The following is a 16,488-nucleotide window of genomic DNA, read 5'->3' as shown; positions in this document are numbered from 1 at the left end:
AGTCAAAGCATTAGCAAGGACACTTCTTCATGTCACCACCAGCTGATGGATAACGTGCATCTACGCAGTGACGATAAAATGTTTTTGCATCCATCGCTTCCAAATCAGGATGATGTTTTGCCATATGTTCCAAATAATTTTGGTAATCTGGCACACCCACCATCAGGCGGAAGCTTTGCTGTAAACGTTGCCACAAAGTCGCAATACGTGACCAATTTTTCGGGTTCAGAATTAAATCCTTCTGCGACATAATGGTCATTTTAATGATTTTATAAATCACCGTTTTTCCACTTTTTGCAAACTTCAGGTTCATTCATATTCCCCTATTAATGTGCTGAATTTGACGGATTAATTTCAGCTGGGTCACGGTAAATTGCTTCTGCTTCATTCACCGATGGATTTGGATTTGCCAAGGCACGACGTACCACACCAATCGCTGCAAATAACATAACAAATGCCACGATCATAAAGAATGCACAAAGACCGGCATTGATTTGATTCGACAATGCAACCGTATGCATTTCAGCCATGGTTTTCGCAGGTGCCAACAATTCATTTTTCGCAATGGCTGCATTAAAACGATCTGCCTGAGCCAAAAAACCAATCTTTGGATTTTCGTGGAAAATCTTCTGCCAACCAGCGGTCATTGAAGTAATAAACAAGAATAATGTTGGGATAATTGTCACCCAAACATACTTTTGTTTTTTCATCTTGAATAAAATCACTGTACCCAAGATCAATGCCATCGCAGCAAGAATTTGGTTACCAATACCAAATAGCGGCCATAAACTATTAATACCGCCGAGTGGATCAACCACGCCTTGGTATACGAAGAAGCCCCAACCTGCAACAGCCACCGCTGTACCTAACAGATTTCCGAAGAAGTTATGTGAGTTTTTAACAGCAGGAATCACGATACCCACAGTATCTTGCACCATGAAACGACATGCACGTGTACCCGCATCAACTGCCGTTAAAATGAAGAGTGCTTCGAATAAAATCGCAAAGTGATACCAGAACGCCATCATTGAACGGTTATTAAAAATTTCCGTAATGATATGCGCCATACCAATCGCAAATGTTGGCGCACCACCTGTACGAGACAGAATCGAATTTTCACCCACTTCTTGTGCAAGTAAGGTCAATGCTTCAGGTGTTACCACGAAGCCTAATGTACGAACTGCTTCTGCAGCGGACTCAACCGTTGTACCAATCACAGCTGCTGGTGCATTAATCGCAAAATACACACCAGGCTCAAGAATCGTTGCACAGACCAAAGCCATAATCGCAACAAAAGACTCCATCAACATGCCGCCATAACCGATCATGCGAATATCTTTTTCATTATTCACAAGCTTCGGTGTCGTTCCTGAAGAAACGAGCGCATGGAAACCTGAAATTGCACCACAGGCAATGGTAATAAACAAGAATGGGAACATTGAGCCTGCAAATACAGGACCTGTACCATCAATAAAATGCGTTACCGCTGGCATTTTCATCTCAGGTAAAGCAAACATGATCCCGATTGCTAAACCTGCAATAACACCAATTTTCAAGAAGGTCGATAGGTAATCACGTGGTGCAAGCAGTAACCAAACAGGTAATACTGATGCCACGAAACCATAACCAATCAACCACCAAGTTAATTCAGTACCTGAAAGTGTAAAGAATGGCCCCCAGTACGGATGCTGTGCAATGTCGCCACCATAGATAATCCCAGCCATCATCAGTACAAAACCAATGATCGACACTTCTGCAATTTTACCCGGACGGATAAAGCGCATGTAGATACCCATGAAAATCGCAATCGGTACAGTGGCAGCGATACTGAAGACACCCCACGGACTGTTGGTCAACGCTTTTACAACCACCAAAGCAAGTACCGCAAGAATGATGATCATCACACCAAGTGCGCCAAGCATCACGATGATTCCGGCAAATGAGCCAAGTTCTTGTTTTGCCATTTCACCGAGTGAACGACCATCACGACGCGTCGAGATGAATAAGACTAAAAAGTCTTGAACCGCACCCGCAAGAACGACACCCACTAAGAGCCAAATTGTTCCCGGCAAATAACCCATTTGCGCAGCAAGAATCGGACCGACTAAAGGACCTGCGCCTGCAATCGCGGCAAAGTGGTGACCAAATAGAACGCTTTTATTGGTCGGCACATAATCCAAACCGTCAGCTAAGCGATGAGCAGGCGTTAAACGTCGCTCATTCAGTTCAAAGACTTTATTGGCAATAAATAAACTATAAAAACGATATGCAATGCTATACACACAGATTGCTGCAAGGATCAGCCAAACTGCATTGACATGCTCGCCTCGACTGAGTGCTAGTATGCCGAATGAAACGGCACCTAGAATGGCTACAAACAGCCAGATAATCTTCGAAGCCATTCCTGACTTCGGTTGAATGTTTTCCATCTCAATCCCTCATAAATGTTGAAATAAATCAGCTTGATTTTTCTTGTTCGAGGTACTGCTGTTTCTTCCCTTGAAACTCTACTCCTGTTATAGGTTTTTTCATCTAATACTTTGGAATAAAAATTTAAACCAATAGGTATAAAAAAAGGGATGAATCACTTCATCCCTTTCGATAATAGTCTATTTTTAAACTATTATGCACGTTCTAAATAGTCACCAGTACGAGTGTCTACACGAACGCTTTCTTCTTGCTGTACGAATAATGGAACACGTACAACTGCACCAGTTTCAAGCTTAGCCGGTTTACCGCCACCGCCTGAAGTATCACCACGTACACCTGGATCAGTTTCAACGATTTTTAATACAACGAAGTTTGGCGCGCTCACAGTTAAAGGAACACCGTTCCAAAGCATGATTGTGCAAAGTTCATTTGAGTCATCTTTCAACCATTTAGCCGCGTCGCCCATAGCAACTTTATCAGCAGCGATTTGTTCGAAAGATTCTGGGTCCATGAAGTTCCACATTTCACCGTCGTTATACAAGTAGTTCATTTCAACTTCTTGGATGTCAGCAGCTTCTAGTGAATCACCAGATTTGAAAGTTTTTTCTAAAACTTTACCAGTTTTAAGGTTACGTAATTTTACGCGGTTAAAAGCTTGGCCTTTACCTGGTTTTACGTATTCGTTTTCCATGATTGAACATGGGTTACCGTCAAGCATGACCTTAAGGCCTGACTTGAAATCATTCGTAGAATAATAGGCCATGACTGGCTCACTCCAAACTTACTAACTTTAATCTATAGATGCTATGGGCTGTAACATGTCATTTAGCAAGTACTGACTGTAACATTGGCTGCCACATGCACATTAATGTGATATTGCGTATTCTAAATGACCAATGCACCATGTCGCAACGAAAAAATCCCCATTAAAGGGGTCAAGCTGCTTAACTTACACTCAGACATTAAAGAACTTTGTTTATACAATGCCCACAAACAGGTAAAATTGCTGTTTACTGAAACTTAATAAATGTTTCGTAGGCTTCATCCGTTCTAAGCTTTATCGGAATTTTTTCAGCTTAAACATCAAAGTTCGACGCATTAATTTCAGCAATATTCCCTACTCACCTTTCTGCATTTTTTAAACAATCGGCATGATAAACTATTTATTTCAAGAGCAAAACTGGCAAACCCAATTGAGTGATTTGATAACAAATCCTCAAGAATTACTCGATGTATTAGAACTTTCGCATGATCAGTTATTATCGGGTGCTCAGTTCGCAGCAGATGAGTTTCGCCTACGTGTGCCGCGAGCTTTTGTTGAAAAAATGCAAAAAGGTAATCCGCTCGATCCGCTTTTACTGCAAGTCCTACCGCATCATTTGGAACTTGAAGAACACGCCGGTTTTGTCACCGACCCTTTAGGTGAAGAGCAGGCTAACCAACAGCCAGGCGTATTACATAAGTACAAGTCTCGTTTTTTACTGACTTTAACCGGTGCCTGCGCGGTCCATTGCCGTTATTGTTTCCGCCGCCATTTTCCATACCAAGAAAACCTGCCTAAAAATGACGATTGGCCAAACATTAAAGGATATATTGAACAACAACCCGATATTAATGAAGTGATTTTAAGTGGTGGAGACCCGCTCACACTATCAAATCGTAAACTTCAAGTGTGGATTGAACGTTTATCGACTTTGCCACAAATTAAATTTTTGAGAATTCATTCACGAGTTCCTATCGTAATCCCCAACCGTGTCGATGAAGAGCTGGTTTCTATTTTAAAAAACAGTAGGCTACGCATTATTCTAGTGGTACACTCAAATCATCCATCAGAGCTAGATGACTTCACGTGCAGCCAGCTTCAACAGCTTGTCAAACAAGGAATCACCGTGCTGAACCAAGCAGTCTTATTAAAAGGGGTTAATGATTCTGCAGAAGTATTGGTCGATTTGAGTTACCGCTTATTCGACGCAGGTGTAATGCCATATTATTTGCATGTTCTGGATAAAGTAAAAGGTGCTCATCATTTTGATACACCAGCTCAGGATATTGATTTAATTTATAAAAAAGTTTTAGAGAACCTACCTGGTTATTTGGTTCCTAAACTTGTACGGGAAATAGCGGGCGAAAAAAACAAGACACCGCTTTTTGGGGCTTCAACTTTTTGAGTTAAATAATAAAGATGACCACGCATACTTCAGATACGTTTTACAATCCGACTGAATTAAAGCTGGATAAATTAAGCTTTTGTCCGACCAATGCTAAAGGTCTACAAGAGTGGTTAAACGGTATTTCAATTTTACAATTGGGTACCTCATCTAAAGCTTTATTCAATGCCTTACTTGAAATCTCCGAGCTGAAATGCCAAGAGATGTTACGTTTTGATTTGGTTCAAATTTTACATCCGACTATGGAAAGTGTGCTCACAAGCTTAGAAAAACACTTTACCAATCAAAGCCTCATTACCACGGATCGTAATGATCAAATCATTGAATTAGCGATGCTTTTACGTAGTCACTTTGCCAAAATCTATATTGATATTGCCAAACGATGTAATCAGCAGCTCAATCAACAAAAGTTTTCGATTTTTTCATTCGGCCATAAAAAAAGCTTACAAACCGCTCGAATTGCGTCGATTTACTATGGATTGCAACAACTGACACTGTTGTTGTATCAACAACATATGTTGTATGCCACACCGACTGCAGGTCAATGGATTGCGGCACATCAACTGATTGAATGTGCCATTGAACACAATTTCTATCAAAGTAATGTCAATCAGTTACTGGGCACTCAACATCAAATTGCAAATATTGCTCAAGCTTATGCACAATTAATCTTATTAGATATTTTCAATAATCATCAGATTCGCCCTGCTGAAATCCAAGGTTTGTATTTATGTAGCTTTGACTGGGCAAAATTGGTTCAAATCCTACCGAAAGAAACCACGCTTTCACGCTATGTTGTAGACACGAAAAAAGATCACCCACCGATTTATAACTCAAAACAAGATCGGTCTTATCAAGCCAATGTATACATTTCAACGCAAAACTTGCTCGATCATTTGACCGAAACGCAAACTAGAAATGCCAATTATTTATCTAAAAATGAAAAGTTATTTTTAACTCCAGCACTATATTTCCATATTCATAATATTTTGACCAACAACACTGAACGCCGTCATGAACGTTATGAATATTCTGCGCAAATTAATATTTGCTTTAGCTTAATGGTGGCGCATTTCTATCTCTCTAAAGGTAAAAACTTCCACGAAACTTTAGATTTGGAAGGCAATTATCAATTCCACAATGAAGCCTCTTTTGTCAATTCGCATGATTCAAATATGCCAACAGGCATGACTAATGCGAAAGCGCTAGATCGTGAAGCAAAACAGATTCATACTGCTGACGTATTAGATATTAGTGTGAATGGTTATCGCATTAAATGGACTGGCCCTACCCCAGCCAATTTAAAAACCGGCGAATTTATTTTGATCCAAGAAAATGCTCAAAGCCAATGGCGTGGCGGTGTTGTTCGTTGGATCAAACAATCGACTGAAAAAAGTTTGGAATTGGGTCTCGAAGTACTGGCTCAAGATTTGTATCCATGTTCAGCCCATATTCGTACCGACCGCAATACAACAAATCATCAACCTGCTTTATTGGTACAGACCACACAACTTGATCAAGTGTCTACGACCTTAATTTTACCTGGGGCAAATCTCTTCCGAGAGAAACAAACGATCCACCTTCGCTTAGGCAAAGAAGACATCAAAGTCTATCTCACCAAAGCGCAGTTGGTGACACAAAGCTTTATTCGCTTTGAATATGAATTATTGAATGAAGAGCAAGAAAATGTCGTTAAAGACTATATTGCGAAACAGAGCAATGAGATCAAAAATAACGACTTATGGGAAGCATTAAAGTGAGAAATCCATTACTATCCAAAAAACTAAAACGTACGGAAACTCGATTACTCATTATTGATGATAATCAAATACGTTTTAACCAGATACGTGATTTATTGACAGACAGCGAACATCAAGTTCATGCCATATTACTTGATGATTTACAAAATTTCGAAAAACAGCTGAATCTCAATTGGGACTTGATCATTTTTGGACGTGCTTATGATTTAAAATATGAACAAGCTTTAAGTTTAGTTCAACTATCGAGCCAACCGAATTTACCGATTATTTTACTTAAACCCGAAGACTATCAAGCAGAACAATATGCAAGTTTAGTCAAAAAAGGGATTTATGACATTGTCGATATTGCTGAACCTGAGAGTTTCTATTTTGGTTTAATCCGTGCTTTATCCTTTAGTCGCCTACAACAATCGCAGCAACATTTAATGGAAGAGCTCGAAACAGCTCAAATCCAAACCCAGTCTTTAGTTGAAGATAGTCGTAAAGCGGTTGCCGTGATTCAAGAAGGCATTCACATTCAAGCCAATGCTGAATATCTCACTTTGTTTGGTCTAAAAAATGAAGATGATGTAATTGGTCTGCCTTTACTCGATCTATTACAACCTACTGACCTCAACGACTTTAAGCAACGCTTTAAAAAAATCAGCCAAGGACAGCTCGATTTAGGACGTTTTGATCTTGTTTCGCAAAATATCGCAGTGGCTGGGCAAAACCCACTAAAACTCGAATTTATTGCCGCGGCTGAAGAAGATGCTTTACAGCTCGCAATTGAAATTGGCAGTCAAAGCAGCAATGCTGTAAGCAACGCTCCAGTTGAAGCTAGCCCACAAAAACCAAAAGCATTTCAACAACTCAACCGCACCATTGGCCAGCAACCTGGTAATGTAAATGCATTGGTTCTATTTACATTGGCTTCTTGTTCTGATGCGATTTTTCAAAAAGATTGGAATACTTATAAGAGCTATTTCACCAATATTAAAGACTTCTTGAAAGATCAGACTCATGCTCCATTATTTAGTTTAGATAATGGTGCAATCGTTGCCTTATTCCAAGCGGATAATCAGCTCAAACTTGAGTCTAAGTTGATTGGTCTTAACACCCTGAGCAAACCTCAATTACTGAGTGTAAACAATGAAACTTATCCATTAAATTTACGCATAGGATACAGTGTTTTAGACAGCGATATTCGTGATGAAGCACATTTTGATACCTTTATTGCGAAAGCCTTTAATACTGCGCTACCAACCAACCAACAAGCACCTGAAATCGATTTAACTATTCCATTAGAAATTGACATACCAAGTTTGGATTTCGGTACACCAGAAGCACAAATTGCGCCGATTGTCGTTAGTGATGAAGCTCCTGTTATTAAGGCCCTTCGCAACTGCTTAGAACGCGGTGAAATTCATCTTAAATATCAGCAACTGTATGATAAAGAAGATTCACATCTTTATACTTATGAAGTAACCAGCGGCTTTATTTTTGAAAATAAATGGAAAGATATCGCCCAACTACGTGAGTTGGCTGAAGACTCTGAGCTTTCCATTAAATTGGATCGTTGGATCTTAGTTGAATCGTGTAAACAACTACACAACTTCATCACTCAGTTCCCTGAAGCGAAATTAATCGTTAACCTCAACAAAGAAGTGCTATATAACGACCGCACCTTCCCTGAGTTTATTTCGAAACTGATTACGATTATTCGTAGTAAATTGAAAAATCCGTTAATTTTACAATTTGCAGAAGAAGACATTCAGCTCAATATCGATGCCGCTCAAAAAGCATTTATTGAACTTCGTAAAAATGGTGCCGAACTGGCTTTACGTAATTTTGGTCATTCGATGTTTAGTGAATCATTATTACGTCAAATGGATGTTCACTGCTTAACACTAGATTCAAGCTTGACCCAAATGCTTGCAAACGACAAGTCATGCCAAGAGCTGCAAGAAAAAATTACCACTTATCATGAAATCAAAACTGTTGAAATCATGCTACGTGAATTAAATGACATGACACTGTTTGCCAATGCTTGGAATGTAGAAGCTCGTTTTATTCAAGGTGATTATTTCCAGAAGAAACTCGACCATCTCATCGATGTTCAGGACCAATAAGGTTCTGAACATTGCCGATTTAAGGTTTATCTTTTTATCGGCACAAAAAAAACGGGCATAAAGCCCGTTTTTTCGTTTTGGATATTAACGTTTGATAGAACGTGACATACCAGCAAAACGTTGTTTGAATTTGTCGATACGACCGCCAGTGTCAACGCTTTTCTGTTTACCAGTGTAGAATGGGTGGCAAGCAGAACATACGTCTAGGTAAATAGTTTCTTTACCAAGAGCTGAACGAGTTTCAATTACGTTACCGCATGAACATGTAGCAACTAAAGTTTCATATTTTGGGTGAATATCGGCGCGCATCGTCGATTACTCCTAAGATTTAAGAAGGTTTAGCTGTCATCGCAATTGATCACTCTTGCATCACTACAAGGAAGGCTTAAAAAAGCAGACCAACACCATAACAGACCATTCTTTTGGCCCACCGAGACGGATACCGTCAGAGCTAAGCACAACAAGTTGAGGCAAATTATAGCTGATTTTTTAATGTTAATAAATAGATATTCAAGGCTGAATCGCTCTACTCTTTAGGTTGAGCTTGCTCTAAATATTTCTGATATTGTAATTCGACTGTACGCTGAAATTGGGCTTGATCAAAATGCTTTAATTTTTCAATAAATGCAGGACAAAACGTCGCTGCATTTACTGACTGTAATGATCTGCTCATGCCCTCTAACATACCTTGAAGCTGCTGTTTAAATTGTGCATCGACTGACAGATCAACATCTTTTGCTTTTAATGGCTCTACACCATTAAAACGGACAGCCTGAACCGCAGCAATTAATTTTAGCTTGGCAGCTTGATAAGCCTGATCTAATTCCGTATTCATCTGTGGTTGTCGATCACGACAAAAATCCAACATGGGCTGTAGGCTGATGAGCGGCATTTTTTCAATGACATCACGGTTACTATTTAAAGATAAATCCTCTTGAGCATGAACGACTGTGTTCATACCGAAGAATAAAATGAAGAAACCTGTTTTAATTTTCACGATTTTTTTCTTTTCATCTATATAAGGTATTTTAAAAGGACCTATTCATCTCGCCCTTACTTTTGCCCACGGCTCTGTTTTGCCCAAAGGTTGGCAATCACACCACAGACCATCAACTGAATTTGGTGAAAGATCATAATTGGTAAAACTATCATCCCCATCGGCTGACCAATAAAGAGAATTTGTGCCATGGGCACACCACTCGCCAAGGTTTTTTTAGAGCCACAAAAGAAAATCGTCTTTTGATCAGCTCGACTAAAGCCCAACCAACGCGGTACGTATAGCGCCAATAACATAATGATCGTTAACAAGACAGAGCACGCCACAATCAACAGGAATAAGGTTATACCACTTACTTGATGCCAAAGCCCTGCCACCACCGCACTACTGAATGCACCATAGACCACCATCAAAATTGAGCCCTGATCAAATACCTTCACGATTTTTGGCATTTTCTTCATATAAGGAAACACCCAAGGACGGAGGAGCTGCCCTAAAATGAAGGGAATCAGTAATAACAGCGTAATTTGAATAATAGATGCTGTCGGATCGTAGTTATGTTGTGACTGACCGAGAATAAAATAGGCCACCATCACTGGGGTAATAAACATACCAATAATATTTGAAAATGATGCACTACAGACTGCACCAGCAACATTACCCTGTGCTACCGAAGTAAATGCAATGGAAGACTGTACTGTCGAAGGTAAAAAGCACATAAACAAAAAGCCCCAATACAACTCTTGCCCTAACATCGGCACGAGGATTGGTTTCGCCATTAAACCCAATAATGGAAATAATGCAAAGGTAAAAGCAAAAACTAAAGCATGTAACTTCCAATGCATTATGCCTTCAACCACAGCCTCACGAGATAACTTTGCACCATGTAGAAAAAATAAAATGGCAATTGCAGCCGTTGTAATATAGCCAAAAATTTCTGCAGCTTGACCACTGACAGGCAAAAAAGTCGCAAGTATAACCATTACAAAAAGTAGAATGGTAAAACGATCCAAAGCCAACATTTTTAGCATAACAACATCCTGTACAAATTTCCCTTTAAAGCTGATCGGCACAAAAATGCCCAATAAGCTAAATTTACCATTGAGTAAATTTCATCTTACTGGGCCATATAAATAAAGCCAGCTTTTCTCCGATATATTCATTATTTTAAACGTTGATAGTGAGCTCAACGCAAAAAAATTTATAAATAAGAATATTCAGCATTACATATGACTTTAAATGAATAATTGCAGATTAATTATTTCGTGCATTTGAGTCTTGTTGGATCAACTCAATTTTATAGCCATCGGGATCTTCAACAAAGGCAATGACGGTCACACCACCTTTCATTGGTCCTGCTTCACGTACCACGTTTCCGCCACGTGCTTTAATTTCTTCACAAGCCTTGTAGGCATCATCTACTGCAATAGCAATATGCCCATAAGCGTTACCCAATTCATAACTATCTGTATCCCAGTTATGCGTTAACTCGAGTACGGTATGATTTTCTTCATCACCATAGCCCACAAATGCCAAAGTAAAACGACCTTCTTCATAATCACGCTTACGAAGCAAAGTCATACCGAGTACTTCAGTATAGAACGCCAATGAACGCTCTAAATTGCCTACACGTAACATGGTATGCAGCATGCGCATAATCGAGTTTCCTAAATCTATCATTATGTTTGAATACTATAGGGATTTAACATACAAAGTTCAATTTAAGTCTAGAACGCATATACCCGCTTATTTCAAATATCCTTGTCTAAAACCACAGATATACTTAGGCTATTTAGTAGCTTAGAATAAAAAAGCCCACTCAAACTGAATAGGCTTTTTCAAGTTAAATTGAATTATGAATTGGATTTTTGTTCATGTTCTCTCAATAGTTTGGCGACCCAAACCACTAAAATTAAAATCGGAATACCAATTAAAGTCGTCATCAAGAAAAAGTTTGGATAACCGATATTGGTCACAATCGTACCAGAGTAACCGCCTAAAATTTTAGGGGTTAAGGTCATTAATGAACTAAAGATGGCATATTGAACAGCTGTGAAAGAAACACTGGTTAAGCTCGATAAAAATGCAATAAATGCCGCACCAGCAAGACCAGAAGCCAAGTTATCAACAATAATCGCGAAATATAACCAAAGCGAACTGTAAGGCTTAATGACCTTACCTTTGATGTCCACATTCTGTTCAGCACTTGCCAAATTAATCGGTTGAATATCAACACCAAGCACACCCGCCATATTCGTCGATGTATTCACTTGATACGTTAAATCGACACTCTTTTTCACTACATCATTTTCTAGTAATTGAGCCGTTAGTGTTTTTTGCTTTGCTGTTTCGAGCGCTTGTCCTGGAATTGCAGCACTAAATACACCAGTTTTATCAAGCTTTGTGTCGAATGGTTTAGCATCCAGAATAATTTGAATTTTTTGATTTTCTTTTAACTCGCCTGCCAAGTATTGTCCACGAACCACGATACTATTCGCAGTCTCTTGAGCTGAAATCGTGTTATCTGAAGTCACTGGCAGCAACATCATTGCTGAGTTTGAAAAAGCATTATTCAGATACGGCAAACTCACCTGTACTGGATGTTGATTCTTCGACTGATAATCCGCACTGACCTGAATATTTTGATCAGCCGCCAAGACTGCTTTTGGAATTTGAACTGCCCAAGCTCCCGTGTCATCCGGCGTCGCTGTATATTGCTGCCCTGCTACATTTACAGTGACATCGCTTAATGGCTGACCTGATTTGACCAGACCGATAAAAATCAAGTTTGTTGAACTTGCTAAAATCGCACCAACAAACATCAATTTCATAATGTTCATGCGCTGCGCTAGCAAACCGCCAAGGAAGCCGCCAACCAAGCTAAATATCACACCATAGACTTTTACAGCTTCAGCAATTTGCTCTTTGGTGAAGTTTAAATCTTGATAAAATACATTGGAAATGACGCCGGCGATAATATCGGAAATACGGTAAAAACCTATGAGTAACAACAGCACTAAAGCCAGTTTTAGACCATAACGCTTAAAGAAATCTGCAACTGGATTAACCCAAGTTTCAAATGCCATCTGCTTATTTACAGCACCCGATTTCACTAAAACTGAACCGACACCAAAAGCAACCACAGCTGAACCAATAAAACGCACAGCCTCTAAACAGAACAATGCAAATGAGTCTGAAATTTGCCACTGTTCTTTCAAGCTTTCAACTGCCACACCTGAATAGATATAACTCAAGACAAAGGCAACCACGGCAGCAAAGAATACAGCGACTAAACGATAATAGTCGGTCCGTTTATAATGCTTTTGTACACGGTCAACATGCGGCTCACGTATCGATAAAGTTGTGATAATACCGATAGCCATCACAGCAGCCATTGCAAGGTAAGTATATTTCCAAGCTTCATAAATATAGTTACCTTTGGCCGTGCCTAAATATGCAGCCAAAAATAGCGCCCCTGCACCTGCCACGATCATGCCGATACGATAACCTGCATTGTAAGTCGAAGCTAAAACGGTCTGCATTTCAGTTTCTGCCAACTCAATACGATAAGCATCAATCACAATGTCTTGCGTTGCGGCAGAAAAACCTAGCAATACAGCGCCAGCAGCCATTTGGTAAATATAGCTTTGTCCTAAAGCTGGGTCTGAAAATGCCATGATACAAATTGCACAGATAATGAGAACTTGAGCGATCAACAACCATGCACGGCGCCGTCCGAGTTGTTTAGTTAAAAATGGCACAGGCAACTCATCAATTAATGGCGCCCAAACAAACTTAAATGAGTAGCCAAGCGCTGCCCAACTAAAAAAAGTCACTGCACTTTTATCAATTCCTGCTTCACCTAACCAAAGCGATAAACTGGAAAAGATCAGTAAAATTGGGATACCGGCCGAAAAGCCAAGAAAAAGCATAATCAGCGCACGTCGGTCTAAAAATGCAGTAAAAGCAGATTTCCATCCTGAAGCTTGTGTTGTCATGACTCAGTTATTTTTGTCAAAATCGAATGTTGCTATTCAAGCGCTTAATGACAACGGTTTCAACAACATTTATGAAATCATTGTTTTATTTTATCGATATTTCGCATGCTGTTGCTTGATCTTTGGAATTAAACCTGTATACCTTAATTACATATCTCTATTCTTTAGTTTTTTGGATTCAACAGTGACCCAGCGACTTGAACAAATTCACTCTTCTTTATCAACCACCATTAATGAAACCAACACAAAAAACTTAGCAGAAACAGTAACGACACTAAAGAGTGCTTTTGATCAACCCGAAATACAGAATACTTTAACTAAAACCCAGTTGCAGCCGCTTCAGCTGACGCATACGCCTGAGCTTAAAAAAATACCGACGTCTACCAAGCGGATCAAACCACTCAATGACTTTTTAGGACAAGATCGTGCCCGTGCTTCGGTTGAAGCTGGCATTGCATTGCCCTATTCAGGCTATAACATTTTTGCTGTAGGTACCGCAGGCTTAGGTAAGCGCACCATGATTAAGCGCTTATTACAACAACACGCTAAAAATATGCCAACGCCTTCAGACTGGGTGTATGTCAATAATTTCAAGTTTCCGCGTGAACCGATTGCGCTGAAACTTCCTTCTGGTCAAGCGACAAAATTTCAAGCGTTATTACATCAAAGTTGGCAAACCATATTAAAACAGCTTGAACGTCGCTTCACCGCAGAAACCTATCACAATCGCATTGAAATGATTCGCCAACATGCTGGTGATGAACAACATCTTGCTTTAGTTGAATTAACCCGAGAAGGTGAAGAGCTCGATCTTAAACTGATTTCTCAGGATGATGATCATTGTTTCGTTCCCGTGCATTTGGTCGATAACAAATACCAAGAAATGTCCAAAGAAGACATCAATGCACTAAGCAGTAAACAACGAGCTGAAATTGCGTCAAACGTCCGTTATATGGATAAAAAACTTGAACGCCTTGGTCTACATCTTGGTGATCTTGAAGATGACGCACGCGATAAAGTTCAGGTTTTAAACCGTGAAATTGCTAAACAAGTCGTCATGCCGCGTATTGATCTAATTCAAAATAAATTCAGCATGGTTGAAGGCTTGGAAGATTATCTGAAGCAATATGCAGATGACATCATTCAAAATGTTGAGTTTGTGCTTGAGCAAGAAGAAGATGACTTTACACCTGGCCTATTTAACCGCGTGCCATCTCGCTACCAAGCTAACATTATCGCCACACACAAACCAAATGCTGGTGCGCCCGTTATTTTTGAAGATTTCCCAACCCATTACAATTTGCTAGGTCATGTCGAACAACTGACCCAAAATGGCACCATCACCACAGACTTTACGTTAATCCGTCCCGGTGCGTTGCATAAGGCCAATGGTGGATTCCTTATCTTGGAAGCAGAACAACTTTTAGAGCAGCCTTATGCATGGCAAGGTCTAAAACGTGCATTAAAGTCAGGACATTTAAAGCTGTCTTCACTTGAACATATGCTTACACTGACTGGCAGTATTTCGATTGAACCTGAAGCTATTGATTTAAATATCAAAGTGATCCTACTTGCTGAACCTGATATTTATTACGATATTTTAGAACTCGAACCAGAACTGGGCAGTGTCTTTAAAATTCGTGCCGATTTTACCGATACATTACAACGTAATGACATTAATGAGCAGGCATATATGCAGCTAATTGCTGATTATGTGCAAACAGACAAACTTCTGCCGTTTGACCGTACAGCACTTGCTGCACTGTTAACTGATTCAAGTCGTCAAGCTGAAGATCAAAGCTCTTTGTCATTACATGCCCTCACCTTAGGTGATTTGATTCGTGAAGCACATCATCATGCAGCACTTGCTGGCGATAAAATGGTGACAGAAACACATATCAACACCGCTCTTGATCATCGTAAATACCGTCTAGGCTACTTACGTGAATTATATTGGCAAGATCTTACTCGCGGTACACAGTTAATCGAAACCAAAGGTCATCGATTCGGGCAGATTAACGCCCTCTCTGTGATTCAATATGCTGATGTTGAATTTGGTTTACCGTCACGTTTAACGGCTTCGGTTTATCAAGGTGGCGGCGATATTTTAGATATCGAGCGTAGTGTAGAACTCGGTGGTTCTTTACATGCCAAAGGCGTCCTGCTGATGTCGAGTTTCTTAAAGGCACACTTTGGTCGTGAACAAATTTTACATTTTTCTGCTGCCCTTGCCTTTGAGCAAAGCTATGGCCAAGTAGATGGCGACAGCGCAACTGTTGCAGAGCTTTCAGCTCTTATTTCCGCTATTAGCCAATTACCGATCGATCAATCATGGGCAATCACTGGCTCTATGAACCAATTGGGTCAAGTTCAACCGATTGGTGGTGTAAATGCCAAGATTGAAGGCTTCTATGATGCATGTAAATTACAAGGGCTAACAGGCAGGCAAGGTGTGATTATTCCACGCCAAAATATGCAGCACTTAATGTTACGCAAAGATGTGATTGAAGCTGTGCAACAAGGTCAATTCCATATTCACGCCATAGATACCATTGACCAAGCTCTAGAAATTTTGATGGCGCGTCCAGTAGGCACTCTTGATAAAAAAGGTCGTTATAGCAAAGGCTCAATCTACGCTGCTGTCATGGAGCAACTTGAATACTGGCAAGCGATTGAAGATGGTGCTGAGTTTGAGGAAGAAGAGCCAAAGAAAAAGAAAAAAAAGAAGAAGTCAAAAAAGGACAAAGATAAAAAGGCAAAGAAGTCTGAAGCTCAAGACAGTACTGCTAAAAATGGGACTGCTGAAAACGAGCAACGTGTTGAAGAAAGTCCGACTGAAGACAATCCGTCATAAATGTTCGATTAGATTATTCATTTGTTGATTTTTCCACCATTCATTGCACTTTAAATGCCTTTGAAATGGTGGAAAAACGCATAACCCCAGACTTTTTAGATAATTAAGTCATAAAAAAAGCGCCTTAAAGGCGCTATTTTTTATCTGTATCCAATGATTAAAATCATCAA

At 39.8% G+C, this 16,488-nt stretch carries 12 protein-coding genes; 4 read left to right on the top strand and 8 right to left on the bottom strand.

Annotated elements, in window-relative coordinates; all coding sequences use genetic code 11:
* Positions 1-10 precede the first annotated feature (10 nt).
* The 3 genes from FTU22_RS06185 to efp all read right to left on the bottom strand — a co-directional run bounded on the left by FTU22_RS06185 (position 11) and on the right by efp (position 3,193).
* On the bottom strand, positions 11-313 hold the full coding sequence (locus FTU22_RS06185) for a YbdD/YjiX family protein (RefSeq protein WP_078190160.1): 303 nt from the start codon (positions 311-313) through the stop codon (positions 11-13).
* 13 nt (positions 314-326) lie between these two features.
* Positions 327-2,429, bottom strand: coding sequence for a carbon starvation CstA family protein (locus FTU22_RS06180; protein WP_078191829.1), 2,103 nt, complete (start codon positions 2,427-2,429; stop codon positions 327-329).
* A gap of 194 nt (positions 2,430-2,623) precedes the next feature.
* On the bottom strand, positions 2,624-3,193 hold the full coding sequence (gene efp / locus FTU22_RS06175) for an elongation factor P (protein ID WP_067762759.1): 570 nt from the start codon (positions 3,191-3,193) through the stop codon (positions 2,624-2,626).
* 388 nt (positions 3,194-3,581) lie between these two features.
* Here efp and epmB point away from each other — a divergent pair, with 388 nt between their 5' ends.
* From epmB to FTU22_RS06160, 3 genes are read left to right on the top strand one after another with little or no spacing between them, the layout of a single operon-like run.
* Positions 3,582-4,598 (top strand): EF-P beta-lysylation protein EpmB, encoded by a 1,017-nt coding sequence (gene epmB / locus FTU22_RS06170; protein WP_180076959.1) that lies wholly within the window; start codon positions 3,582-3,584, stop codon positions 4,596-4,598.
* A gap of 14 nt (positions 4,599-4,612) precedes the next feature.
* The gene (locus FTU22_RS06165) at positions 4,613-6,358 is read left to right on the top strand and encodes a GTPase (protein ID WP_180093520.1); all 1,746 of its coding nucleotides are present in this window, start codon (positions 4,613-4,615) and stop codon (positions 6,356-6,358) included.
* Positions 6,340-8,469: an EAL domain-containing protein gene (locus FTU22_RS06160; RefSeq protein WP_180093518.1), complete on the top strand. Its 2,130-nt coding sequence runs from the start codon at positions 6,340-6,342 to the stop codon at positions 8,467-8,469. The genes FTU22_RS06165 and FTU22_RS06160 overlap by 19 nt, the downstream gene beginning before the upstream one ends.
* 84 nt (positions 8,470-8,553) lie before the next feature.
* Here FTU22_RS06160 and rpmE read toward each other — a convergent pair whose 3' ends face one another.
* The 5 genes from rpmE to FTU22_RS06135 all read right to left on the bottom strand — a co-directional run bounded on the left by rpmE (position 8,554) and on the right by FTU22_RS06135 (position 13,464).
* Positions 8,554-8,778 (bottom strand): 50S ribosomal protein L31, encoded by a 225-nt coding sequence (gene rpmE / locus FTU22_RS06155; RefSeq protein WP_078190165.1) that lies wholly within the window; start codon positions 8,776-8,778, stop codon positions 8,554-8,556.
* A gap of 217 nt (positions 8,779-8,995) precedes the next feature.
* Complete coding sequence (locus tag FTU22_RS06150; RefSeq protein WP_180093516.1) at positions 8,996-9,466, bottom strand: hypothetical protein; 471 nt, start codon at positions 9,464-9,466, stop codon at positions 8,996-8,998.
* A 56-nt stretch (positions 9,467-9,522) separates the two neighbouring features.
* On the bottom strand, positions 9,523-10,497 hold the full coding sequence (locus tag FTU22_RS06145) for a bile acid:sodium symporter family protein (RefSeq protein ID WP_180093514.1): 975 nt from the start codon (positions 10,495-10,497) through the stop codon (positions 9,523-9,525).
* A 223-nt stretch (positions 10,498-10,720) separates the two neighbouring features.
* On the bottom strand, positions 10,721-11,122 hold the full coding sequence (gene gloA, locus FTU22_RS06140; protein ID WP_078190168.1) for a lactoylglutathione lyase: 402 nt from the start codon (positions 11,120-11,122) through the stop codon (positions 10,721-10,723).
* Between the two features lie 197 nt (positions 11,123-11,319).
* Entirely contained in the window at positions 11,320-13,464 is a 2,145-nt protein-coding gene (locus FTU22_RS06135) for an MFS transporter (protein WP_180093512.1), read from the bottom strand.
* Between the two features lie 205 nt (positions 13,465-13,669).
* Between FTU22_RS06135 and FTU22_RS06130 the strand changes: the two genes are divergently transcribed.
* Positions 13,670-16,318 carry a Lon protease family protein gene (locus FTU22_RS06130; RefSeq protein WP_373886244.1) on the top strand — a complete coding sequence of 883 codons (2,649 nt, stop codon included), beginning with the start codon at positions 13,670-13,672 and terminating at the stop codon, positions 16,316-16,318.
* Positions 16,319-16,488: the final 170 nt, after the last annotated feature.

Origin of the sequence: Acinetobacter sp. YH12076, from assembly GCF_013419525.1 — a bacterium.
GTDB lineage: Bacteria > Pseudomonadota > Gammaproteobacteria > Pseudomonadales > Moraxellaceae > Acinetobacter > Acinetobacter amyesii.
The sequence above is the reverse complement of the archived record's forward strand: the minus strand, read 5'-3'. Positions and strand labels throughout refer to the sequence as shown.

Excerpts from the sequence above, each read along its gene's own strand:
- FTU22_RS06185 (WP_078190160.1), bottom strand. The coding sequence starts at position 313 with ATGAACCTGAAGTTTGCAAAAAGTGGAAAAACGGTGATTTATAAAATC.
- FTU22_RS06180 (WP_078191829.1), bottom strand. The coding sequence starts at position 2,429 with ATGGAAAACATTCAACCGAAGTCAGGAATGGCTTCGAAGATTATCTGG.
- efp (WP_067762759.1), bottom strand. The coding sequence starts at position 3,193 with ATGGCCTATTATTCTACGAATGATTTCAAGTCAGGCCTTAAGGTCATG.
- epmB (WP_180076959.1), top strand. The coding sequence starts at position 3,582 with ATGATAAACTATTTATTTCAAGAGCAAAACTGGCAAACCCAATTGAGT.
- FTU22_RS06165 (WP_180093520.1), top strand. The coding sequence starts at position 4,613 with ATGACCACGCATACTTCAGATACGTTTTACAATCCGACTGAATTAAAG.
- FTU22_RS06160 (WP_180093518.1), top strand. The coding sequence starts at position 6,340 with ATGGGAAGCATTAAAGTGAGAAATCCATTACTATCCAAAAAACTAAAA.
- rpmE (WP_078190165.1), bottom strand. The coding sequence starts at position 8,778 with ATGCGCGCCGATATTCACCCAAAATATGAAACTTTAGTTGCTACATGT.
- FTU22_RS06145 (WP_180093514.1), bottom strand. The coding sequence starts at position 10,497 with ATGCTAAAAATGTTGGCTTTGGATCGTTTTACCATTCTACTTTTTGTA.
- gloA (WP_078190168.1), bottom strand. The coding sequence starts at position 11,122 with ATGCGCATGCTGCATACCATGTTACGTGTAGGCAATTTAGAGCGTTCA.
- FTU22_RS06135 (WP_180093512.1), bottom strand. The coding sequence starts at position 13,464 with ATGACAACACAAGCTTCAGGATGGAAATCTGCTTTTACTGCATTTTTA.